Source organism: Blochmannia endosymbiont of Camponotus modoc (assembly GCF_023585785.1).
Lineage (GTDB): Bacteria > Pseudomonadota > Gammaproteobacteria > Enterobacterales > Enterobacteriaceae > Blochmanniella.
Genome location: NZ_CP097765.1, coordinates 492,723 through 517,494, shown reverse-complemented (window position 1 = coordinate 517,494; position 24,772 = coordinate 492,723). Strand labels below are relative to the sequence as shown.

At 29.8% G+C, this 24,772-nt stretch carries 18 protein-coding genes and 2 tRNA genes; 10 read left to right on the top strand and 10 right to left on the bottom strand.

Translation table 11 applies throughout. From position 1 onward, the window contains the following. The first annotated feature begins 77 nt into the window (after positions 1-77). Entirely contained in the window at positions 78-650 is a 573-nt protein-coding gene (locus M9396_RS02190; protein ID WP_250241788.1) for a DedA family protein, read from the top strand. A 167-nt stretch (positions 651-817) separates the two neighbouring features. On the opposite strand, the gene M9396_RS02185 is transcribed toward M9396_RS02190, so the two are convergent. The 4 genes from M9396_RS02185 to rpsU all read right to left on the bottom strand — a co-directional run bounded on the left by M9396_RS02185 (position 818) and on the right by rpsU (position 5,342). Next, positions 818-892, bottom strand: a tRNA-Ile gene (locus M9396_RS02185). Between the two features lie 318 nt (positions 893-1,210). Further along, positions 1,211-3,046, bottom strand: a complete 1,836-nt coding sequence (rpoD, locus tag M9396_RS02180; protein ID WP_250256555.1) for an RNA polymerase sigma factor RpoD — start codon at positions 3,044-3,046, stop codon at positions 1,211-1,213. Between the two features lie 174 nt (positions 3,047-3,220). Beyond that, entirely contained in the window at positions 3,221-4,966 is a 1,746-nt protein-coding gene (gene dnaG / locus M9396_RS02175) for a DNA primase (RefSeq protein ID WP_250242397.1), read from the bottom strand. Positions 4,967-5,126: 160 nt separating this feature from the next. Further along, positions 5,127-5,342: a 30S ribosomal protein S21 gene (gene rpsU, locus M9396_RS02170; RefSeq protein WP_011282611.1), complete on the bottom strand. Its 216-nt coding sequence runs from the start codon at positions 5,340-5,342 to the stop codon at positions 5,127-5,129. 163 nt (positions 5,343-5,505) lie between these two features. Here rpsU and tsaD point away from each other — a divergent pair, with 163 nt between their 5' ends. After that, positions 5,506-6,531: a tRNA (adenosine(37)-N6)-threonylcarbamoyltransferase complex transferase subunit TsaD gene (gene tsaD / locus M9396_RS02165; protein ID WP_250256554.1), complete on the top strand. Its 1,026-nt coding sequence runs from the start codon at positions 5,506-5,508 to the stop codon at positions 6,529-6,531. A gap of 25 nt (positions 6,532-6,556) precedes the next feature. Here the strand turns inward: tsaD and plsY are convergent, their stop codons facing one another. Next, positions 6,557-7,144 carry a glycerol-3-phosphate 1-O-acyltransferase PlsY gene (gene plsY / locus M9396_RS02160; RefSeq protein ID WP_250241796.1) on the bottom strand — a complete coding sequence of 196 codons (588 nt, stop codon included), beginning with the start codon at positions 7,142-7,144 and terminating at the stop codon, positions 6,557-6,559. 122 nt (positions 7,145-7,266) lie between these two features. Here plsY and folB point away from each other — a divergent pair, with 122 nt between their 5' ends. Together folB and M9396_RS02150 are read left to right on the top strand one after the other, a co-directional pair. Then, positions 7,267-7,659: a dihydroneopterin aldolase gene (gene folB, locus M9396_RS02155; RefSeq protein WP_250256553.1), complete on the top strand. Its 393-nt coding sequence runs from the start codon at positions 7,267-7,269 to the stop codon at positions 7,657-7,659. Between the two features lie 88 nt (positions 7,660-7,747). Beyond that, entirely contained in the window at positions 7,748-8,638 is an 891-nt protein-coding gene (locus M9396_RS02150; protein WP_250256552.1) for an undecaprenyl-diphosphate phosphatase, read from the top strand. 266 nt (positions 8,639-8,904) lie between these two features. On the opposite strand, the gene M9396_RS02145 is transcribed toward M9396_RS02150, so the two are convergent. Next, complete coding sequence (locus M9396_RS02145; protein ID WP_250256551.1) at positions 8,905-10,131, bottom strand: tRNA CCA-pyrophosphorylase; 1,227 nt, start codon at positions 10,129-10,131, stop codon at positions 8,905-8,907. Between the two features lie 448 nt (positions 10,132-10,579). On the opposite strand from M9396_RS02145, the gene hldE reads away from it, so the two are divergent. From hldE to M9396_RS02130, 3 genes are all read left to right on the top strand, one after another. Beyond that, positions 10,580-12,013 carry a bifunctional D-glycero-beta-D-manno-heptose-7-phosphate kinase/D-glycero-beta-D-manno-heptose 1-phosphate adenylyltransferase HldE gene (gene hldE / locus M9396_RS02140; RefSeq protein WP_250256550.1) on the top strand — a complete coding sequence of 478 codons (1,434 nt, stop codon included), beginning with the start codon at positions 10,580-10,582 and terminating at the stop codon, positions 12,011-12,013. 849 nt (positions 12,014-12,862) lie between these two features. Further along, entirely contained in the window at positions 12,863-13,507 is a 645-nt protein-coding gene (gene ribB / locus M9396_RS02135; RefSeq protein ID WP_250242400.1) for a 3,4-dihydroxy-2-butanone-4-phosphate synthase, read from the top strand. Positions 13,508-13,841: 334 nt separating this feature from the next. After that, entirely contained in the window at positions 13,842-14,600 is a 759-nt protein-coding gene (locus tag M9396_RS02130) for a 1-acylglycerol-3-phosphate O-acyltransferase (protein WP_250256549.1), read from the top strand. 171 nt (positions 14,601-14,771) lie between these two features. On the opposite strand, the gene metC is transcribed toward M9396_RS02130, so the two are convergent. The 3 genes from metC to cutA form a co-directional block, all read right to left on the bottom strand. After that, a complete protein-coding gene (gene metC, locus M9396_RS02125; RefSeq protein ID WP_250241808.1) occupies positions 14,772-15,959 on the bottom strand; it encodes a cystathionine beta-lyase in 1,188 nt (395 codons plus the stop codon). 1,551 nt (positions 15,960-17,510) lie between these two features. Beyond that, positions 17,511-17,583 (bottom strand) — tRNA-Phe (locus tag M9396_RS02120). Positions 17,584-17,944: 361 nt separating this feature from the next. Beyond that, positions 17,945-18,262 carry a divalent-cation tolerance protein CutA gene (cutA, locus tag M9396_RS02115; RefSeq protein ID WP_250256548.1) on the bottom strand — a complete coding sequence of 106 codons (318 nt, stop codon included), beginning with the start codon at positions 18,260-18,262 and terminating at the stop codon, positions 17,945-17,947. Positions 18,263-18,674: 412 nt separating this feature from the next. Between cutA and M9396_RS02110 the strand changes: the two genes are divergently transcribed. The 3 genes from M9396_RS02110 (at position 18,675) to efp (ending at position 21,348) form a co-directional block, all read left to right on the top strand. Then, entirely contained in the window at positions 18,675-18,968 is a 294-nt protein-coding gene (locus M9396_RS02110) for a co-chaperone GroES (protein WP_011282622.1), read from the top strand. Positions 18,969-19,017: 49 nt separating this feature from the next. Continuing rightward, positions 19,018-20,655: a chaperonin GroEL gene (groL, locus tag M9396_RS02105; protein WP_011282623.1), complete on the top strand. Its 1,638-nt coding sequence runs from the start codon at positions 19,018-19,020 to the stop codon at positions 20,653-20,655. Positions 20,656-20,781: 126 nt separating this feature from the next. Further along, the gene (gene efp, locus M9396_RS02100) at positions 20,782-21,348 is read left to right on the top strand and encodes an elongation factor P (protein WP_250241815.1); all 567 of its coding nucleotides are present in this window, start codon (positions 20,782-20,784) and stop codon (positions 21,346-21,348) included. A gap of 13 nt (positions 21,349-21,361) precedes the next feature. Here efp and mscM read toward each other — a convergent pair whose 3' ends face one another. Beyond that, on the bottom strand, positions 21,362-24,748 hold the full coding sequence (gene mscM / locus M9396_RS02095) for a miniconductance mechanosensitive channel MscM (protein WP_250256547.1): 3,387 nt from the start codon (positions 24,746-24,748) through the stop codon (positions 21,362-21,364). Positions 24,749-24,772 lie beyond the last annotated feature (24 nt).

Genomic DNA, 24,772 nt, shown 5'->3' with positions numbered 1-24,772 from the left:
TGGAGTAAATATTATTAATATAAATTACATTTGTTTAAATAATTAGATATTTTGTGCGCTATGGAATTTAGTAAGTAATGAATATTTTAAAAGAATTACTAAATGTAGTTTTATGGCAAAACAATATTGTGTTTTTTCCTAATGTGAGATTAGCATTAGCTATTTATTCGTTAGCATTTCTTATTCTTTTTTTGGAGAATGCTATTATTCCAGCTGTTTTTTTGCCTGGGGATAGTTTGTTAGTGATATTAGGGGTATTGGTTGCACAAGGTGTTTTAAACTTTACTATTACTTTAGGAATTTTAACAATAGCTGTAAGCTTAGGCAGTTGGATTAGTTATTTACAAGGTAAATTTTTGGAGAATAACAAAATTTTAAAACGTTGGCTATCTCTTTTACCTAATACATTTTATCAAAGAGCGAATTATATGATCCAGAGACATGGATTGTCTGCTCTTTTTATTGGTCGCTTTATAGCGTTCGTGCGAACAGTTTTACCTATTATTGCAGGAATATCTGGATTAAGTTCTTTTCGTTTTCAATTATTCAATTGGATCAGTTCGTTTTTGTGGGTGTTTGTATTTATTGTGTTAGGGTTCTTTTTAGAACGACTAGAATTTTTTACTACATATTATAATTATAATATGTAGTAAAAAATTAATTATATATCAATAATAAGGAGAAATATAGATTTTATATTTTTTGATAACAGGAATGGTCATGTGTACCATTCTGGTACGTTTTTTATTAAGAATAAAACATCATATTTTTGATTGAAGAACAACTGATTTTTTAAAATACTTTAAAATATAAGGAATGGCCCCTGCTGGATTTGAACCAGCGACCAAGCGATTATGAGTCGCCTGCTCTAACCAATCTGAGCTAAGGGGCCTTGATGACTATCATGATGACATAAAGAGCATTCACATTATATTAATAATCTCACCTCATGTACATAATAACTTGTTTCATTTATTAAATAAAATATTATGTATCGTACATAATATAATATTTTTTATTAATTTTAATCTTTGCTACATTATTTGGTTTTTTATTTATTGATGTGTTTGATTATCATAATGTATATCATTTTTTACAATAAAAATTCTTTTTATTTTTTATGTTATACATTGAATAATGTATATATAAAACTATATTGACATCATGCTCATATAGAAACGATTAGTCATGTTTTCTAGATTATATTTACTTAATCATCCAAAAAGCTTCGCAATATTTCAGATCGACTAGGATGACGTAGCTTTCTTAAAGCTTTTGCCTCTATTTGACGAATCCGTTCACGAGTTACATCAAATTGTTTACCTACTTCTTCTAGAGTATGATCAGTATTCATATCAATACCAAACCGCATACGCAATACTTTAGCTTCTCTTGGAGTCAATCCGGAAAGTATATCATGAGTAGCAGTACGTAAGTTATCTGAAGTTGCTGAATCTAAAGGTAAATCATGATTAGTATCTTCAATAAAATCTCCAAGATGAGAATCTTCATCATCTCCTATAGGAGTTTCCATAGAAATAGGTTCTTTAGCAATTTTTAACACTTTTCTAATTTTATCTTCTGACATAAGCATACGCTCTGCCAGTTCTTCTGGAGTTGGTTCATGTCCTATTTCTTGTAGCATTTGTCGAGAAACTCGGTTAAGTTTATTAATAGTTTCTATCATATGGACTGGGATTCGGATAGTACGTGCTTGATCGGCTATCGATCTAGTAATTGCTTGACGAATCCACCAAGTAGCGTAAGTAGAAAATTTATAACCACGACGATACTCAAATTTATCTACGGCTTTCATTAAACCAATATTACCTTCTTGTATTAAATCTAAAAATTGTAATCCTCTATTTGTATATTTTTTGGCAATAGATATAACTAAACGAAGATTAGCTTCAACCATTTCTTTTTTAGCTCTTCGAGCTTTAGCTTCTCCAATAGACATACGACGATTAATATCTTTCACTTGTTCTATTGTTAGTCCTGTTTCTTTTTCAATTTGATGTAATTTTGATAAACTATTCTGTACATCTTCATCAACTTTATATAATTTTTCTGACCATGATGTGTGCATAGACAAAGCTGTATTAAACCATTTTTTATTAGTTTGGTTTCCTGAAAATAACGCTATGAAATTTTTTTTTGGCATTTTACTAATTTCAACACATAATTTCATAATTAATCGTTCTTGTTTACGTACTCTTTCCATCATAGAGCGCATATTGTTAACTAAATAATCAAATTGCTTTGGAACTAATCTAAATTGTTTAAATATTTCAGAGAGTTTCAAAATTTCTTTTGATGATTTAATGTGATTTCTTCCATTATATTTAATCGTTTTACGTGTTATTTCATACTGATTACGTAGTGCTGTAAATTTTACATAGGCTATTTCTGGATCAATGTTATTTTCATCATTATTTTCTTCTTCATCGTCATCAGGTATTGATTCAGTCGTAACTTCAGCAGTTATGTGATTGATATTTGTGTGTATTGATATATTTTCATTTATATCAGGATCTACAAAACCTGTAATTAAATCTGAAAGGCGTGTTTCACCAGTTTCTACGCGTTTATATTGTTCTAAAAGATAAGTAATTGCTTCTGGATATTCAGAAACTGAACATTGTACTTGATTTATTCCGTCTTCAATTCTTTTAGCAATATCTATTTCACCTTCTCGTGTTAATAATTCTACAGTACCCATTTCTCGCATATACATTCGTACTGGATCAGTTGTTCTACCTAACTCTGAGTCAGCGTTGGTCAATGCTTGTACAGCTGCTTCTGTTGCATCTTCCTCATCATTAGTAGAATTAGTGTGTTCGATTAATAAAAACTCGTCAGAATTAGGGGCTTCTTCCATGACTTGAATACCCATATCATTCATCATTTGGATTATATTTTCGATTTGACCAGGATCTACGATTTCTTCTGGCAAATGATCATTAACTTCGGAAAAAGTTAAGTATCCTTGTTCTTTGCCGAGTGTGACGAGTAACTTAAGTTGTGATTGTGGGTTATGTTCCATAAAATACTCCCACGTTTCAAAATAATATTTATATTTAAAAGTTTAATAGAGGTGTAATGCCCCATCTATCGATGATACGTAGTAAATTATTACAAAAAATAATTTCATTCAGGAGGTATCTTCATGATTGTTTTCATTAGTGACATTAAATCCAAAGAGTTTGTAATTTTTATATTAATGTTTCGATAATGTTTGATTTAATAACCATAATTCTTGACGTTCTTGTGTTGTTAGACCAGATGTACGATCACGAGTAATAAGTAGCTCTTGGCGTTTTTCAAGAGTTAGATTATATAATTTGGTCAAAGCATCAATAAATGTAGTCTCTATCATATCATTTGTAATTAAATGATTCCAATATGCTAGTGATTCAAGTTTTGAAAAAAATTTATTTCCACGATAATGCTCTAATAATTGTGCAGAAGTTGATATTGGATATATTTTGCACAGTTGGATTAAATCAATAAACATTACAATATCATCCTGTTTCAATTGTTCCAATCCTTGTACACTTGGTACTAATTTAGAAAGTCGTGGATTTTGTATTAATAATCCTACCAATACGCGCTCTATTCTGTTATTTATATAACATCTGTTTATTTTATTAGCATATGTAATAGGTTTGCTTGTGAGCAATTGATTTAATTTATTATCATCTAGAATCCCTATTTTGTTGCCTAATTGTTGCAGTAAACATAATTTCAGTGTTTTCCCTGGAATTTTTTTAAGTATAGGTAATATTAAACTACTTAATTTAACTCGACCCGATAATGTTTGTAAATTTGTTTTTTTTGATAATGTTTCAAATAAAAAATTTGATAAATCTTGTGTTTGAGTTAATTTTTTTAAAAAGTTGTCCTTTCCTATTTTACGTATTAATGTATCTGGATCTTCTCCATGAGGCAAAAATGCGAAATGTATTTGACGTTCATCAGTAAGATACGGTAGGGCAGTATTTAATGTACGCCAAGCAGCTTTTTTACCAGCATAATCGCCATCGTAACAACAAATGATTTGATCAGTAATACTATACAACAATCGAATATGATTATCAGTAGTAGAAGTTCCTAAAGCAGCAACTGCATAATTAATGCCAAATTGCGTTAACGTAATAACATCAATATAACCTTCTACTAAAAGTATGCAAGAGAGATTTTTGTGTTTCATACGCGCTTCGTATAAGCCATATAAATGTTGACTTTTTTTAAAAATTTCGGTATCTGGTGAATTTAAATATTTGGGTATTTTTTTTTGAGTAATAACACGACCTCCGAATGCCACAATTCTTCCGGCTATATCTCGTATAGGAAACATCAATCGGTCACGAAAGCGGTCATATTTATATTTTTTTGTATTATTACTAATTAACATGCCTGATTGGTCAAGTAGTTTTTGATCGTACAATGTAAGACTAAATTTTTGTATTATATTATTCCATCTGGGCGGAGCAAATCCAATATTGAAATCATCAATAGTTTTGGTATTTAATCCACGATTTTTCAAATATTTGTAGGCGTATAAATATTTTTTTTGGGTTAAGATATTTTTATAGTATGCGCATAATTTATTCATTAACTGATATAAGTTATTTTTTAGATAGTTATTTTGTTGACAAACGTTTGGATTTTTTTCTATTGAGATTCCGTGCATGATCGATAGTTCTTTGATAGCTTCAATAAATGTAAGTCGATCATAATACATCAAAAAATCTATTACATTTCCATGTGATCCACAGCTGAAGCAATAATAGAACTGTTTTTCGATATTAACAGTAAATGATGGATTTTTTTCAGTATGAAATGGACAACAGGCTAAAAAATTCTTTCCTTGTCTTTTTAAAGGAACGCGTTGACTAATTAAATCAACAATATTAGTACGCGATATTAATTCATTAATTACTGTATTTGGGATTCGGGTAATTGTCTCTCCTTAGCTCATGTTATTGAGAACAGACAATATGATTATTATCATCATGGATGATTGAATGTCATGTATATCACTAAATGCGCTTTAGTATTTTATAATTAGAAAAATAAGTTTTTATTGTTTAATTTCTGCACATGAAAAACCACAATCTTATTTAATACAAGCGAATACGTCTTAAATTTTCTCGAGATAGTTTTTTTATATGACGTTTGATAGCCGATGCTTTGGCTCGTTTACGTTCTGTAGTTGGTTTTTCATAAAATTCTCTACGACGTACTTCAGATAAAATTCCTGATTTTTCACAAGATCTTTTAAAACGACGCAACGCTACATCAAATGATTCATTTTCACGCACTTTAATTATTGGCATATATCTGTCTCTATTATTTAATATTTTGATTTAAGGATTATTGTTACTTATTTTATATAAATAACTATATTTCCGCTATTTTGTAATATAACATTAAATATTATGACATGAAATATAAATAGTGTGAGTATTTTGTAATTGTTAATCAAATATGGGGTATTATATGCGTGTTTTAGGTATTGAAACTTCATGTGATGAAACAGGTGTAGCAATTTATGATCAACATAAGGGATTATTAGTTAATGAAGTATATAGTCAAAATGAATTGCATGCTAATTATGGCGGGGTTGTTCCTGAATTAGCTGCTCGTGATCATGTACGAAAAATAGTTCCTTTAATTTTATGTACACTAGATCGAGCTCGTTTAGAGCCAAAAAATATCGATGGAATAGCATACACTGCTGGACCTGGATTGATGGGTGCCTTATTGGTCGGAGCAACTGTTGGGAGAACACTTGCGTATGCTTGGAAAATACCCGCTATCGATATTCATCATATGGAAGCTCATTTATTAGCGCCAATGTTAGAAAAAAAAGTTCCTACTTTTCCATTTATAGCATTATTAGTATCCGGCGGACACACTCAACTTGTGTCTGCAAGCAATATAGGGGAATATAAAATATTAGGAGAATCTATTGATGATGCTGTTGGAGAAGTGTTTGATAAGATTGCTATATTATTAGGATTAAAATATCCTGGAGGAGCTTTATTATCAAAAATGGCTCAACAGGGTATTTCGAAGCGTTATGTATTTCCTCGTCCTATGACTGATCGCCCCGGTTTGAATTTTAGTTTTTCTGGTTTAAAAACTTTTACTGTAAATACTATTATGTCAAATTCTCATGATGCTCAAACTTGTGCTGATATTGCACGTGCGTTTGAAGATGCAATTATTGAAACATTAGCAATCAAATGTCGCCGTGCCTTGAATCAAACCGGATTAAAATGTTTAGTGATATCTGGAGGTGTTAGCGCTAACCACGCGTTAAGATCGTATCTTTTGAAGATGATGTATACCTTACAAGGAAGCTTGTTTTATCCTAGACCGGAGTTTTGTACAGATAATGGCGCAATGGTGGCTTACGCTGGATTAATTAGATTAAAGGCTGGATTATTTAGTGATTTATCAATTTTAGTAAGACCACGCTGGTCATTAGAAGATCTTCCACGAATAAAGCAATTATTATAATTTACGTATTAGTAATATTTTTATGTTAATTACGCCAAATACGGGTTTCTTTGTGATGCCATAATCGTTTAATATTAGATGCATGCTTTATTACAACTAAAGAAGATATTATGATTATTGGGAGTAAATATTGAGATTGAAAATACCAAGCATAACAAGGTATAATGAACGCAGTAACGATGGCTCCCAGTGAGGAATATCCAAAAGATAGCACAGTCAATGCCCAGGAACTGATCATGACTATAGAAAGATTAAGGTCTATGGTTGTAAGTACTCCAAATGCGGTAGCTACACCTTTTCCTCCATAAAATTTAAAAAATATGGGATACATGTGTCCCATACAGGAAAAAATAGCCGTAGTTCCTAAAAAAATAGGTGAAATTTTCAAATGATATCCTAACCACATTGGAATTGCTCCTTTTAATATATCAAACAAAATCACACTAATTGCAATTTTAAGCCCTGCGATACGTAAAATATTGGTAGCACCGGGATTTTTAGAGCCAAAATTTCTTGGGTCTGGAAAACGCAATATTTTGCATATTAAAATAGCGCTAGATATTGACCCTAAAAAATAAGCAAATATCGTTATTAGAATAGAAAAAAAAATCATAATAATTAATTTATTGAGATTAAATAGCAATTATTACATATATTTTATATGTATATGTGTGTATATTAAACAGTCAATATCATTTAAATAAATAATTTTTTATGTAATTAAAAATATAATATATGATGGATATCTTATTTATCGAGCGACTAACAGTAATGGCGTATATCGGTATAAATGATTGGGAAAAAAATTGTTTGCAAAAATTAATTTTCGATTTGCAATTGTCATGTGATACTGAATTTTTTGCAGATCATCAAAGTATAGTGTCTTATATCGATTATACTCATGTAAATCAAGTCATACTTAGTTTAGTGAGCCAGAAACATTTTTACTTAATAGAAGATGTTGCTAATTTAATAGCAAACACATTAATAAAAAAATTTTGTATTTACTGGGTTCGTGTAAAAGTGAATAAACCTGGTGCAATTCATAATGCTTGTAATGTTGGTATATGTGTTGAACGAAAGAATAAAACGCTTCTCAAGTCTTTAAAAAAAGAGTTAGTTTGTTGAGAAGTATATGGATGTATCTGTAAAATAAGAAAATTTTTAAATAAGTATAATTATTCTTACATATCAATGTAATAACGTGGCAGTGCATATGTCAATGATTTATATTACGTTAAATATTATAGTTTATGTTATTGATTTTGGATCATTAATATTAGATGTACGTAGATTAGCTGTTTCACTGATTTTGGGGATAGTAGAAGGTTTAACAGAATTTCTTCCTATTTCTTCAACAGGGCATATGATATTAGTAGAAAATATTTTAAATTGCATGGATGATTCGGTCATAGCTTTTACTGTGATTATTCAATTAGGTGCTATTTTGTCTATAACAAAAATTTTTTGGAATCAATTATATGGTATGAGTATGATTTGTACAAAAAAAATATTTTTTAAACAACATGATGATGATAGTAATCATTTATGTATTCGGCATATATTTTTAGGGACGTTTCCCGGAATAATGCTAGGTATGATTTTTTACGAAAAAATTGGATTGATTTTTGAGTTAACATATATTATGTATGGATTGATAATTGGAGGAATTTTTTTATTAGTTGGAGAATTATGTGTATCTACTAAAGAACCACGTGTATCACATATCAATAATATAACTTATTTGCAAGCTTTTTTAATTGGGTGTTTTCAATGTTTATCTTTTTGGCCGGGATTTTCTCGTGCTGGTGCTACTATCGGAGGCGGATTAGTAGTTGGGCTGAATCGGCGTATATCATCAGAGTTTTCATTTTTTTTAGCGGTGCCTATTATATTTGGTTCTGCGGTATTAACCTTATATCATTATAGATCTTGTATTGGTCTCATGGATGCTTTGTTGTTGATAGTGGGTAGTGCCATAGCATTTTTTATAGCATTATTTACTGTAAGATATTTTTTGAAAATAGTTCAAAATGTTTCTTTAATTCCTTTTGCTATATATCGATTTTTATTAGCAGGGGGTATTTATTGGGGGTTAATGACATGATTTATGTTGATGTGTTTGATTAAAATTTAAAATTATTAGATATCCGTATTGATTAATGTGCTTTGTGTTGAGTATTAAATAATAGAATTACTGTCATAATAGTAATTATTGTTGTGATTCATATAAAAACATTATTTTTTTGTATATAAATTTAATACCATTAAAAGTAGCTATTATATGTGTTTGTAGTTTGTTTTTAGTTATGCATGTTTGTTTTAAGTTATTTGATTATTTATAGTGCTTTTAAATTTTGTATATACATATTTTTATATTTGTTTATTTTTCCATGAATTTAAAGCATGTAAACGTCTGGCGTATAATTCCTTATTTATGTTTGATCCGGTGAATCCATCTTTAATAATGTCTGCAGTGGAAATTTTTTTAGTAATGGTAAAGGCTGTGCGTAGTAAATTTTCTTGATTAAGTGAATAATTGTTATAATTCTCCCATCTTATTGTATTGGATTGACTAACCAAAATAATTTGATCTATTCTGCTTGGGCGGCGCCAACAATCAAAAACATGAAATAAGGTCATTAGCATTTTAGGTTCCAATATTTTTACGTTATATAAATAGTCGTGATATTCTGAGGTAATTTTTGAAAAATTACGAATTTCATGTGGTATTTTGAATCTATTGCATAAATCGTGAATTAAAGTAATCCCTAATTTTCTGTGATCATGATGTTTGATATCTTTGTTTTTTTTATTAAGAGGGATTCCTTTTCCTAAATCACGACATAGAACAGAAAAACGTACATTGATATCATCTGTTAAGTAAGCAGCTTTTGAAAGCGTTGTCATGGCATAACAACCAGTGTTAATTTTTGTGCAATATTGGGTTGGAGTAGGTATATCAAATAATGCATCTAATTCAGGAAATAAAATCTTTAAGGCTCCGCAATGCCGTAAGACCGTAAAATATACTTGTGGATTATCTGTCATCAAAGCTTTTTTTGTTTCTGTCCATATACGTTCTGGAGATAACGATAGTAATTCATGAATCATTTGTTTCATTAATATTAGTGTTTCTGGAGCTATAGTAAAATTTATATGTGCGAATCGTGCAGCAAAGCGAGCGACTCTTAATACTCGTAGGGGATCCTCATGAAATGTATGAGAAACATGCCGTAACAGTCGTAATTTTATATCTCGTTGTCCGTGATATGGATCAACAAGATTTCCGTGTGAGTCATAAGCCATAGCATTAATAGTTAAATCTCTACGATATAGATCTTCTTCAATAGTAATTGAAGGGGCTGTATAACAAGTAAATCCAGTATATCCTCGACCAGATTTTCGTTCAGTGCGTGCCAATGCATATTCTTCATGGCTTTCTGGGTGTAAGAATACCGGAAAATCTTTTCCGACTTGTTCATAGCCTATATTTAACATTTCTTGAGGACTAGATCCTACTATTACCCAATCTTTTTCTTGAATTGGTAGTTTTAATAATGTGTCTCGTACAGCGCCACCCACTAAATATTTTTCCATTGAGCAATTCTCAATCAAATGATTTGCATATTAAAATGCTATTGATTAATTAAAAATGAAAACTATTTCATATAGAATATAATTTTAAAAATAAAATATAGTGATTTTTTTGTTTTTATTAATTATATTAAATAAAAATTTTTAAACAATTATTTTGGTAGTAATTAATCAATTCAATTAATTAATTGATACATCAAGTTACATATAGTACAGATAATTTCATACATAAAGCATCAATATGGATTGTAGTCTAAGACAGAATATTATTCTTAATTTTTTGAAAATATAAATTAAGTTGTATTTTAAACAGCGTTAATAAATGCATTAGAGTTGTTTGTATTATGATTTTTATTGCTTACAAAATAATTTAATTTATTAATAATTTTAATTGTTATTAATGTATAATCAACTATGTTTTTATTTGTTCAAGGTGTTTATTGGGTAAATTATGACTGTTATTTTTCCAAATTTTTCTAAATCGAGTGTATTAATTGTAGGGGATGTTATGTTAGACCGATATTGGTATGGGTCTACCGATAAGATTTCCCCAGAAGCACCTGTTCCAATTGTTAAGATCAATAAAGTTATAGATCGACCAGGTGGAGCTGCCAATGTTGCAATGAATATTGCTTCTTTAGGTGCTCGATCAAGATTATTAGGATTAACTGGAGTTGATGAAGCAGCCAAAATTTTAAAAAAGCAACTTAACGAATCAAATATAAAATGGAATTTTATCTCAGTTAGAACATGTCCTACTATAATTAAATTACGAGTAATGTCACGTAATCAACAACTTATTAGATTAGATTTTGAACAATATTTTAATAATGTTGATACCACGAAATTACTTGAACAAGTGGAATTGTATTTACCAAAATATAAGGTATTGGTGTTGTCTGATTATGCCAAGGGTTCTTTAAACTGCATAGAAGAGATTATTAAATTGGCACGTTATATGAATGTACCGGTTATCGTAGACCCTAAAGGTATACAATTTTCCCGTTATAAAGGCGCTACTTTATTAACTCCTAATATATCAGAATTTGAATCGATAGTAGGATCTTGTCGTAATGAAAAAATTTTGATAAATCGAGCTCAAGAAATTATAATTGATTATAATTTATCAGCCTTATTGATTACACGCTCTGAAATGGGTATGACTTTATGCACACGATATGCAGCTCCGTTATATTTTTCAACGCAGACAAAGGAAGTATACAATGTAACTGGTGCTGGGGACACAGTAGTTGGTGTGTTGTCAGCAGCATTGTCTTCTGGTAAAAGTTTGGAAAAAGCATGTTTTTTAGCTAATTTGGCCGCCAGCGCGGTAATAAAAAAATCTGGGACTTCTACTAGCAATGTAACTGAAATGAAAAATATCATGAATAGTCATATATGTACTACTTTGCCTGTCGGTATATTAGATGAGAAAACGTTAAAACAGACAATATCTGTAGTTCGTAATAGAGGTGAAAAAATAGTTATGACTAATGGTGTCTTCGATATATTGCATTCTGGTCATGTAAGTTATTTGACTAATGCTAAAAAACTTGGAGACAGATTAATTGTGGCCGTAAACAGTGATGGCTCAACGAGACGTTTAAAAGGTAAAACAAGACCTATAAATACTTTAGAACAACGTATGTTTATATTAGCTGCTCTAGCAGTTGTAGATTGGGTGGTGCCTTTTTATGAGGATACACCCTCAAGATTAGTTGCATACTTGTCTCCAGATTTTTTGGTAAAAGGCGGTGATTATCATGTATGTGATATCGAGGGAAGTCAAGGAGTGCTGAATAGTGGAGGAACAGTTCGTGTGTTAAATTTTCAAACTGGTTGTTCTAGCAGCAATATTATTAATGCTATTAAACGTAAAAATTGAAAAGAATGTACGGTAATTTATCTTAAATATGTATTTTTAGTATGATCTTAAAATATAAAGAATATTTAGGTCATGAGATGCGCGCGTGAGTGGGCAATCCTCGGATATGAGTAAGGCATAAATGTATTGTTGATATGATACGGAAGTTAATATAATTATTCTATTTATGACAATGTAGTTAAAAGAGAGTTGTTTTATCCTTTTTATTAATATATTTGACGGTTTTAATTTGTGTTTATATTGGTTTGTAATATTTTATAATTTTTATAATTGTTTCGTTTTTATTATGGTTTGCAATAATATTATGTAGGTACATAAAATTATTTTGATTCTCTATAATTCGTATTTACTCATCTAATATTATAATAATTTCGAGATACTTCTATTTAAATTATATGTAATATTTTAAATAATGTTTAGAATAAATTCATATGAATGAAATCAAATTTTTTGATTTTCAAAATTAATATATCAATGTTATTAATTATTTTAATATATGTAGTATTACTCATAATAAATAGTGTTTTAATATAAATTTTGATTTATTGAAACATATCAGATGTGACAAGTTTTGTATACATAGTGTCTATGTATACAGAGTAAAAATGGTTTAGTGCATACAAGTTACATTTAATCATAAAAATATGAATTTGACAGTATTATCAGTACGATTTTATGAAGATGATTTGATATAATCTAAATACTAGCGGGCGATAGTCTAAATGAGGGATGGAGATATAGATTTAAATCGAATATATATTCGATTTATTAAAATTGTACTTTTATTTTGTAGTTTGAATCGTATTCTTATTGCAATAAATTATGGTATTTAGTGAGGATTTAATTATCATGCACCGGAGGAATGCTTTGTCTGAATTTGGATCGCCTGTAGAGCGTGTCCAAAATGCGTTAAAAGCGTTACGCAATGGACGGGGCATTTTAGTAATGGATGATGAAAATCGTGAGAATGAAGGTGATATGATATTTGCTGCAGAAAATATGACAGTTGAACAAATGGCATTAGCTATTCGTTATGGCAGTGGGATAGTTTGTTTGTGCTTGACAGAGGATCGATGCAAACAATTAAATTTAACAATGATGGTGAAGAATAATAGTAATCGTTATAGAACTGCTTTTACTGTTAGTATAGAAGCAGCAAACGGTATAACTACTGGAGTTTCAGCTGCAGATCGATTAACTACTATTAGAGCTTCTATAGAAGATAGTGCAAAGCCTTCTGATTTAAATCGTCCTGGACATGTGTTTCCCTTACGTGCTCAAAATGGGGGAGTATTAGCTCGTTTTGGTCATACAGAAGCAGCTATTGATTTAACCTCATTAGCTGGATTAAGACCATTTGGGGTATTATGCGAAGTAACAAATGAAGATGGAAGTATGGCGCGTATATTAGAAATAATTGCGTTTGCACGTAGACACAGAATGCCAGTTTTAACTATTTCAGATTTAATAACTTATCGTATTCATATGACTTAATGAAAATCATTGTCCATTAAGTAATAAAGTTTTAAGAATATTTTAAATATATTGCATGAAGAAAATTATATAATTAAATATCATCAATAATGATTGTGTTTTATTCTGTAGTTTTTGAATATATTTCAATAACATATTTATATGACAACATTTTATGTGAATAAAATTTATATATTCTAATCAGGATAGTGTTTTTGACTGAAATTATTATAATTTAATAATTGTTCTGAAAATATTAGCTATAAGAAATGATGTTGTCTTATTAAACATAAATACAATGATTATATAATTTTTTTTAATAACAAGTTCTTAGCGATATGTTCAAGGAGAAAATATGCTTGCCATTATACGTATTATTTTAGTCTTGATATTGTCAATTAATATTTGTATATTTGGTATTATTTATTGTTTATTAAGACCGCGACAGTCATATCACACTGCTCTTTTTGGTCGATTGTTCGGAAGTATGGCTCCTATTTTTGGTATTCAACTTAAAATACGAAATTTATCAAGTAATCAATTACCGAGGCATTGTATATATATTGCGAATCATCAAAATAATTACGATATGATCACAGTATCTTGTGCTGTGAAACCCCGTACAATAATAGTAGGTAAAAAAAATTTACTGTGGATTCCATTTTTTGGGCAACTATATTGGTTATGTGGAAATATATTAATTAATCGTAGTCAAAATACTCGGTCTCATAATATTTTAATACAAAAGGCTAAATCTGTTAAAACGCGCGATATTTCTATTTGGGTTTTTCCAGAAGGCACACGTAGTGCCGGTAGGGGATTATTACCGTTTAAAATTGGTGCGTTTCATGCTGCAATTGCAGCTCAAATACCAATTGTACCTGTTTGTGTTTCTAATATTTCTAATAAAAAAATAAAATTAAATCGTTGGTCTAATGGTTTAGTGATTATTGAAGTTATGCCTCCTATAGAAACTCAAAAATACGAACCTAATAAAGTACGTGACATGACTAAATATTGTTATGAGATTATGAAAGTGAAAATTGATTCATTAAATAAAGAAGTAATTGAATACGAAACACAGATATCTCGATCATTAAAAACACATGTATAAAATAATTTTTAGCTGTGTTGGAGTGGATAGAATTTTTAATCGTTTGTTAGTTTGAATATCTAAAACTAAAAATTACGAGTACATGTACAAATATCATTGATTAGATACTCTTGTAGTTAATGTATGAAGATAAAAATATTTTTAAATGTTAAAATTATTTATGTCATGTCACTATGCATTTATGCGGTTAAGAGCATCTGATAAATCATGGATCAAATCGCTAGGGTGTTCTAATCCCACATGAATTCGAACTAATGTTCCTGTAAAATCTAATGTACCGGAGGGACGTATAGGGCGTAGTTCTTCTACTTGATTAACTAAAATCAAAGATTCAAATCCGCCCCAGGAATATGCAATTTTAAAGTATTTAAAATGATCAATAAAATTAGATAATTGTAAATTATTTAAACGTTTCTTTAGAATAAATGAAAATAATCCGCTAGATCCACTAAAATCTCTTATAAAATATTTATGTCCTTTGCATGTAGATAAAGCGGGATGATTGACTCGTTCTATTGCTGGGTGTTGAGCTAACCAATGAGCAACATGTAGTCCATTCTCTTCATGTTGTTTTAATCTAACATATAAAGTTCGTAATCCACGTGACGCCATGTAAGCGGTGTCAGCATCAACCATTTGCCCCATTAAGTAAGATTGTTCTTGTAATTGATCCCAACAACGTGCATTAGAAACTGCAGTTCCTATCATTCCATCAGAATGGCCTATGATGTATTTAGTACCTGATTGTATCGAAACATCTACTCCAATATCTAATGCTTTAAAAAAAACCCCTGCTGACCAAGTATTGTCTAATAATATGATAATATCTGATTTTTTTTTACGTACTGTTTTCACGATGCTAGGAACATTTTGTACCTCCATCGTTATTGACCCTGGTGATTCTAATATAATTAAACGAGTATTATGCTGAATTAAATTAGAAATATTATTTCCAATTAATGGATCAAACCAGGTAGTGTCTATATTCATTCTTTTTAAAGCATATCGACAGAATTTCTGAGTTGGTTCATATGCAGATCCTGTCATTAATATATGGTCTCCCGGTTGGACAAAAGAAAGGATCGTATGAGTAATTGCTGCTGTACCGCATGGATATAGTATGCAACCAACACCATTTTCTAATTCAGTCATTGATTGGCGTAGGGAAAAATGGGTAATAGTTCCATATCGACCATAGAATAATTTATCAGTCGTACTATGATTGTTCACGGCTTGCTGTTTTTGCTGAATAGAATTGAATACTACTGAAGATGTTCGTTGGATAATAGGATTAATTGCGCCGTATGTATATTTTTGATCCCTTCCAGAAGTAATTAATGTAGTTTCAAATTTTCTCATGATTATTGTATTGAATGGACTAATAATAAAAACTAAATTTATTTGATTATGTTATATAATAAATATTATATTTTTCTTAGTATTATTTTAATATGTTTATATGGATTTTGTTGAATCAAAATTGAATATAATAATAACTTCATATTTTCATCAATTTTAATAGATCTACATGGCGATGTCTAGTATTTAGTGCCTTATAGCATATGTTAATTTCAATTTTTAATTTTATAATAATGATAATTTATAGATAGAGGCTTATGCTTGAAGATCTTTGAATACATGATGTGAATGAGTGTTGTTTTTTCTGAAATTATTTAATTACCATACCTCTAATTGATATTAGAGGTATGGTAATTTTTCTAAAAGAAATTAAAAGGATTTAAAATGGTAAGCATGGAGTATAATTTTTTGTATTATAGAAAAGTTATTTTTTAAATAAAATTATTTGTTTAACATTAGCGGTTGTTAAATGTTATGCAATACATTATATATAATCTCTAAATTTGCTTAGATCGCTGTTACACTAATTTTATTTATTATAGTCCTGTATAACGTACATTAAATTTAATGGGCATTGACTATATTAGTTGTGTAAGCAATGAGAGTTATTATGAGTATGTATCGGAATTGAATCATTATATATATAGATGGTTACACGACATACGAGATTTAATAAACCAGACTAGTAAGTATTGGCTAATAGCAATAGGTTATTATGTTTTCAATGAAGAAATTAATATGATCGTTTTTATGATAATCCACGATGTGGCTGTATAGAAAAAAATGAAATGATCTCAATTGAATACTTATAAAGAGCAAATTTTATTTATGAAAATAATATTTTTTAAAATAATTACAACAATGATTGTGATATTTAAATAATATTAGTTTTTTAATGAAATTTAGGACATTAATGTTAATTTGTTACTTAATTGTTATTGAGTATAATTACAAATTATATTTTTAATGTGTTAATTTTTAACATTTAAATGTTAGTTATTAATTTTTTAATTACATACTTATTAAGTAGAGATAATTTTAGTAATATTTATTTAAAGTATGCGGTTATTCGAATGTATCATTGTAATTTCTTAGTATTCATATTTTGAGCAATTTTAATCAGTTGATACAAAACTACCTATTAAAATATTATTGGTTATTAGAAGACTAATAACCTCAGTAACATGGATTAATAAATGAGGTTGCAACAATTTAAAATTTGTCTTTTTAGAATTTTTAGATATTTTGCACTATATGTGCTGTTTATTTTCAGTCTTATCATTAAAGTAATAGTTTTTATTTGATTTTTTTATGATTTTTATTAATTTTAATTTTTGTTTATTTATACAAACGATGATTTTCTACTAATATTTCATGATTGTTGAGTTTTTATTGATTTTTTATTTTATTATAGAAGCTCATTATAATGAGCAACAAAAGATGTCTGGAGTTGCTTTCAGCTTTATGGTAAATTGCATGGATAGGCATGCAATAAGAATAATTATTAATTTATTTAAACGTCAAATCAATTGGACGGGGGTCTTTAAGATGTGCCCGGACTTGGAATTGAACCAAGGACACGAGGATCTTCAGTCCTCTGCTCTACCGACTGAGCTATCCGGGCTTACTAGTTGTATTTATTGCGCATGCATACGAAAGAAATCTAATTGTATTATCTTTATTCTTTTGAATTCGTCAATATATTTTATTATTTGATGGTACATTTCTATCTAAAATTATTTTTAAATAGAAAATAGTTTCAGATAAGATACTTCATTAAAAGAAAGTTTTTATATGTTCCTATTTGTATAGGAAGATTTGGAGAAATTTTAATATAAGATGGTATTTTCTTTTTCTAATTTTTAAATATTATGATTGTAACAAAATTTAAAAATAAAGTTTATTTTTTACAGTATATTAGGTGATGATAGTATTATTGATGTTGCGTTATCAATGATTGTGCTGTTTTTTGTATTCATAGAATATTAGTGCTTCCGTAATACAGATTGCATCCATGATAAATAATTTGGCTCCCCATCTATAATGGGGAGCACTAAAAATTCTGGAACTTTATAGGGGTGTAATTTTTGAATTGTGTTCAACACTGCTTCTTTTAAAGAACTCTGTGTCTTGATTAATAATTGTAATTCATCCTTTTCTTTTAAAGCGTTGCCCCAATAATAAAACGAGCGAACTTCATGTAATAAAGTTATGCATGCCGCTAATTTATGATGCAATAAAGTTTTCGTTAAATTCAAAGCAATGGACATATCGTTAGGTGTGGTACACAAAATTATTATCATTTTTCTCTGTAAACAATGTGGTTGAGCATCTGTTAGGGTATATTACTATGGTGAAATTTTCTAAACAACAGAAAAGAAATGTTTTACCGATTATTTTAATTGTATATTCATTTTAATAATGAGATGATGTTTGTATTATTATTTGTTTATTATACTAGATAATGATTGTGTGTGAAGTACTAAGTAAATAAATATTAACTTTTATTAATTAAAAGAAGATGTACTTATGAAGATACGAATATGTACATATATAAAAAATTTTCTTATCCCCCCTTGAAGCAATCTTGAATGCCCCCATTTTAGGTATTGTCCTGAAGTGGTGAATATTAATAAAATTTGCATATGATGTTTAATGTCATAATTTATTAATGTAGGATGCGAATAGTTAGATAACATAATTAGGGAGCATTAAATGAAAATTCGTCCATTGCATGATCGTGTAATTGTTAAACGTAAAGAGGTTGAATCGAAATCTGCTGGAGGTATTGTGTTGACTGGATCTGCAGCAGGAAAATCTACTCGTGGAGAAGTATTGGCTGTTGGTCATGGCCGCGTTTTGGAAAACGGGGGGGTAAAAGCTTTAGATGTGCGTATTGGTGATACCGTAATTTTCAATGACGGGTATGGTGTAAAAGTGGAGAAAATTGATAATGAAGAAGTATTAATTATGTCAGAAAGCGATATCCTTGCTATCGTTGAGAAATAATTCGCTACTAACTTATTAATTGAACTTGGAAATTTTTAAGGAAAATGAAATGGCAGCTAAAGATGTGAAATTTGGTAATGATGCGCGTGTCAAAATGCTGCGCGGAGTGAATGTGTTGGCTGACGCAGTGAAAGTTACTCTTGGTCCTAAAGGTAGAAATGTGGTATTAGATAAATCTTTTGGGGCGCCAGTTATAACTAAAGATGGAGTATCTGTGGCACGAGAAATTGAATTAGAAGACAAATTTGAAAATATGGGCGCTCAAATGGTGAAGGAGGTTGCTTCTAAAGCAAATGATTCTGCGGGTGATGGAACCACTACTGCTACCGTATTAGCTCAATCCATAGTTAATGAAGGACTAAAAGCTGTAGCTGCTGGAATGAATCCCATGGATTTAAAACGTGGAATTGATAAGGCAGTAGTTGCAGCAGTGGAAGAATTGAAAAAACTATCTGTGCCTTGTTCAGATCCTAAAGCTATTGCTCAAGTAGGCACTATTTCTGCAAATTCTGATGAAACTGTTGGTAAACTTATTGCGCAAGCAATGGATAAGGTAGGAAAAGAGGGAGTTATCACTGTAGAAGAAGGGTCGGGTTTACAGGATGAATTAGATGTAGTTGAAGGTATGCAATTTGACCGTGGTTATCTTTCTCCTTATTTTGTTAATAAACCTGAAAGCGGTACAGTGGAGCTAGAACATCCTTTTATTTTATTAGCAGATAAAAAGATTTCTAACATTAGGGAAATGTTACCTATATTAGAATCTGTTGCAAAAGCAGGAAAACCATTGCTTATTATTGCTGAAGATGTAGAAGGTGAAGCTTTAGCGACTTTAGTTGTAAATAATATGCGTGGTATAGTAAAAGTAACTGCCGTAAAAGCACCAGGTTTTGGTGATCGACGTAAAGCTATGTTACAAGATATAGCTGTATTGACTGCAGGAACTGTGATTTCTGAAGAAATTGGATTGGAATTGGAAAAAGCAACGTTAGAAGATATGGGGCAAGCTAAACGTGTAGTTATTACCAAAGATGCTACTACTATTATTGACGGAGTAGGTAATAAATCTGCTATAAATAGTCGTGTAGCACAGATTAATCAACAACGTGATGAAGCTACTTCTGATTATGATCGTGAGAAGCTGCAAGAACGTGTTGCTAAATTAGCTGGTGGAGTTGCAGTAATTAAAGTTGGAGCAGCTACTGAAGTAGAAATGAAAGAAAAGAAAGCGCGTGTAGAAGATGCGTTACATGCAACTCGCGCCGCTGTTGAAGAAGGTGTAGTTGCGGGTGGTGGTGTTGCTTTAATTCGTGTAGCTAATGCTATTAGAAATCTATGTGGTGACAATGAAGATCAAAATGTTGGAATTAAGGTAGCTCGCCGTGCAATGGAAGCTCCTTTGCGTCAAATTATGGCGAATGCTGGAGAAGAGCCATCAGTAATCGCTAATAATGTCAGATCAGGAGAAGGTAATACTGGTTATAATGCTGCTACTGAAAAATATGGTAATATGATCGAGTTGGGGATTTTAGATCCTACTAAAGTGACTCGTTCTGCTTTGCAATACGCAGCATCTATTGCAGGCTTAATGATTACTACTGAGTGTATGGTTACTGAGTTACCTAAGGAAGATAAACCAGACCTAGGAAATGCAGGAGCTGGCGGTAACATGGGGGGTATGATGTAGTTGAGATCAATTTTACGATAATCACTGAAATAAACAACCCTGATTTAATTAAATCAGGGTTGTTTATTTCAGTGATTATCGTAAAATGTTAATTAATTTTTACAGATTTTATTCAGAATAATTTTTATGGTATTGTACAGCATTAATGAATTTAGAACTGGACTTAAGATCATTCAAAACAGAGAACCATGTGTTATCATTAGTCACGAATCCATAAAACCTGGAAAAGGCCAAGCTTTTAGTCGTGTGAGGTTTAGACAAATAATTTCTGGTAAAATCTTAGAGAAGACTTTTAAGTCTGGAGATTTTTTAGAATCAGCTAATATCATGGAGATCAAATTGGTTTATGTCTATCATGATAATGAATTTTGGTATTTCATGGATGAAAAAAATTTTGAAGAAATAGCAGTTACTGAAAAAATAATAGGAACGAACATAAAATGGATTACAACTCAATTACATTACATAGTAACTCTATGGAATAAAGTACCAATTCTTGTAACTCCTCCTGATTATATAGAATTAAAAATTATAAAAATTACTCCGATAAAAAAGAATAGTACTAGCTCGTCTGGCGTTAAATTAGCTACTGTCAGCACTGGCGCTGTAGTTAAAGTCCCTTTTTTTATTCAATTGGGAGAATTAATTAAAATTAATACTCGTTTAAGCACATATATATCCCGAGCAAAGTAAATCATGATAATACTTATGTTATTGTGTCATAATTTGTGTTCGGGTAGTTAGAATCAAAATTATTAACAGACAGTTGATTATTATAAAGATAATTAGGTATGTATGGTAATTTTATTCCATTACTTTGATAATATTCTATAATTAACATATGCATTTGATGACATAGAGGCATACGCAGTTTTATATCTGATATATGTATTCGTATTTCAAACATAGGTAGTCCTTGTTGTAAATCTACTAAATATACTTCTGGAGGCGGGGTATTTAAGGAAAAAGAAGAATCTTTTGCTATTTGTAATAAAACTTTTACTATTTTTTTCATATCTGTTTGAAAAGGAGCAGGTACACGTAGTACTACTCGTGTTAATGTATCCGATAAAGACCAATTAATGAATTGTTTTGTAATAAATTCTTTATTTGGAATAATGATTTCTTTATGATTCCAATCAGTAATAATAGTTGCGCGAGTGTTAATTCGAGTAATATTACCGGTGAGTTTGTTAATAGTTACGGTGTCACCAATACGAATTGGTTTTTCAAAAAGTATCATTAAACCAGATATGAGATTAGCAAATATTTCTTGTAATCCAAAACCTAATCCCACACCTAATGCTGCTATTAACCATTGTATTTTAGTCCATTCTATGCCTATCAAAGAACATCCTATTATTCCACCCAGGAACATTAATATGTACTTAATTAGTGTGGTAATAGCATATCCTGTACCTGGTGTGAGGTCTAAATGTTGTAAAACGGTAAGCTCTAAAAATGCTGGTAAGTTTTTCACTGTTTTTGTGGTAATAACAATTACTAGGATAGCAATAAGAAATGAATTTAATGTTATAGGTTGAATATTGTTTACCCCTTTTATAGTAGAAGTGACATCCCATAATGTAATGTTTTCTAAAAAAGAAAATGAAGAATGTAATTCAGACCATAATAAAGTCATTAATAATAAGGCAATAATAGTAATAATAGATCGTATCAATTGCAATGATTGCGTACTAATGGTATCTAAATCTAAAATCTTGCTATTTTTTTCATTATTAGATACCAATTTATTAGTTTGTAGTAGTTGAGAAAAATTAGATTCATTATGTGTTCTTAGAGTTAATTGTAGAATTCGTTTTTGTTTGGCGCGTTCAAAAGCAATACGACGGCGTTGGATCGATGTCCATCTACGAATTATATGGTATATGATTAATGATATAATCCAAATGAATAACGATATTTCCAGTCGTGTTAATAGTTCTTGTGCGATAAATAAATAGCCTAATATACAAGAAATTGCTGCTACTATTGGTGCGCATATTATTATATTCCATAAACCATGATTAATAATATTGTCAGAAGAATCATATTTGTTTAAATACAAAGGCAATCCAGAGTGTTTTAGGTTATTGGTAATAAAAGTTAAATAAATACATAATAGAATAAAACACAAACGACCCAAAGTATTGGAAAACTCTCTATCGTTATAATTATTAAATATAGTTAGCATCATTATTAAAAAAACAATTGTTCCAACAGCCCATGTATAATGATGCGAAAAAACTTGTTGAACTCTTTTTTTAGACCAACCAAAATGAACGATAAATAATCCTTTTGAAGACGAAAAATAAGCGCCTACTATAGATATCCATAATATGAAAGTTGTAACCTTAATTCCATCATTAATTGCAACAGAAATAGGATATAACCAATCATGATTCAAATTATACCCTACGAACGCCCATAATATCGGGATTGGTAAAGCTATCAACATTGAGTACCATATATTATAAAAAGTGAGTAAGAAACTATCTTGATTTACTTTGCCTATTTTTTTACTAGATTGTTCTAAAAATGTTTGATAATGATGATGTATAGCACAATACAATCCAGTCAATATTATAATACACAATATTATTAGTATCAGTGTTTTGCGAATAGTACAGATCTTATTTAACGAAGATATTATTTGGTAATTAAACTCATCTGAAGCTAATAGTTTGTATAAATCTCGATAAACGTTTAAAGGATAAGATATAGTAATTGGGTAAAAATCAGCGGTCCAAAATAAATGGCGATGTGCAGCTTTTTGTATATCTTGTAGTGCTTCTTTAAGCTGTTTATGAGCAACTTTTAATTTTGTTAATTCTAAGATTTGTGCGTCAAAACTATTCAATAATGAAGTGATAAGGTTACGTTGTATGGTGAGTTGTGTCTCCAGAATATGTTTGTGGGGGGCTGTTAGTGGTGTTCCGTCGTCTTGTTTAATTTGTGATGATAGTGGTATTATTTTATTCAATTGATTTTCATATTGTAAACGTTTAGTTCTTAGTTGCGTCATATCATGATCTAGTTGTCGGTATTTAGGTATTTCTGGTAATTTAGAGACTTGAGAACGCAGCGTTTCTTTAAGAACTGAAGATGTATCTAACCACTGTGCTTGTTCAATTAATTTGTTGAAGGTTTGGCGTACTTGTAATATACATGACGCAACTTCTTGCTTACTCGATTCGATATTGTTCATGCGATGTGTTTGTTGATTTAGAATAATTGAAAGATCACGATTGATTTGTAATTGTTTTTCGATGGATTTTGGTAATGTGTTATTATGTTCTGCTAATGTTTTTTTGATATATTCAATGGATTGGTTTTTTTCTTTTTGACACAAATAATTTAACTGGTGTCTTAGTATGCGTGCTTCATTGTTTATATAATTGTATTTTTTTTTAAGTAATTCTATGCGTAGCCGAGATAATTCTTTACGATTGTTGATGCTTAGTTCAGCAAGCTTAAGTTCGGCCACTTTTAGTTGTCTAGCTGCTTGTTCTGATTGTAGCACAGTAAATTTAGCTTGTTCTATTAAAGTATTTGCATTTGTATATAATATTTGTCGTTGCTCTAAATTATTTAATATATTTTGAGCTGCAACTTGTTGTTGCGGTAATAATATCAATAATTCATTGATAGAACGTACGTGATCGTGTTCTTGTTTTAATTGCTCTGACAAATCTGTTAATTGATTATCAATGCGAAATAATTTTTGTTTTAGTTCATTTTCAGAAAGATTTTTATCAATATTAATAATGGTATTGGATGTATTATTATACTCTTCACATAATTGAAGAGTTATGTATGAAAAGTCGTTTATGATTTTTTGGTATTCTTGAATTTTAATATTAGAATATTTTTGTTCAGAAATAAAGTGCAACGCAGATTGCAGATTATCTATAATGGCTTTTTGATGAGCATTTATATGTTTTTTTTGCTGCGCATATTGTAAATATTTTTTTATTTCTTGTTCATTTGAAAAATTATAAGAAAATGTTACTAATGGAAGTAACCATGTTATTATGTATGTCAATAAAAAAAAATATTTAAAAAATATAGTTTTCTTGTGAATAGTAACCATATATACACAATATTATTGCATGAT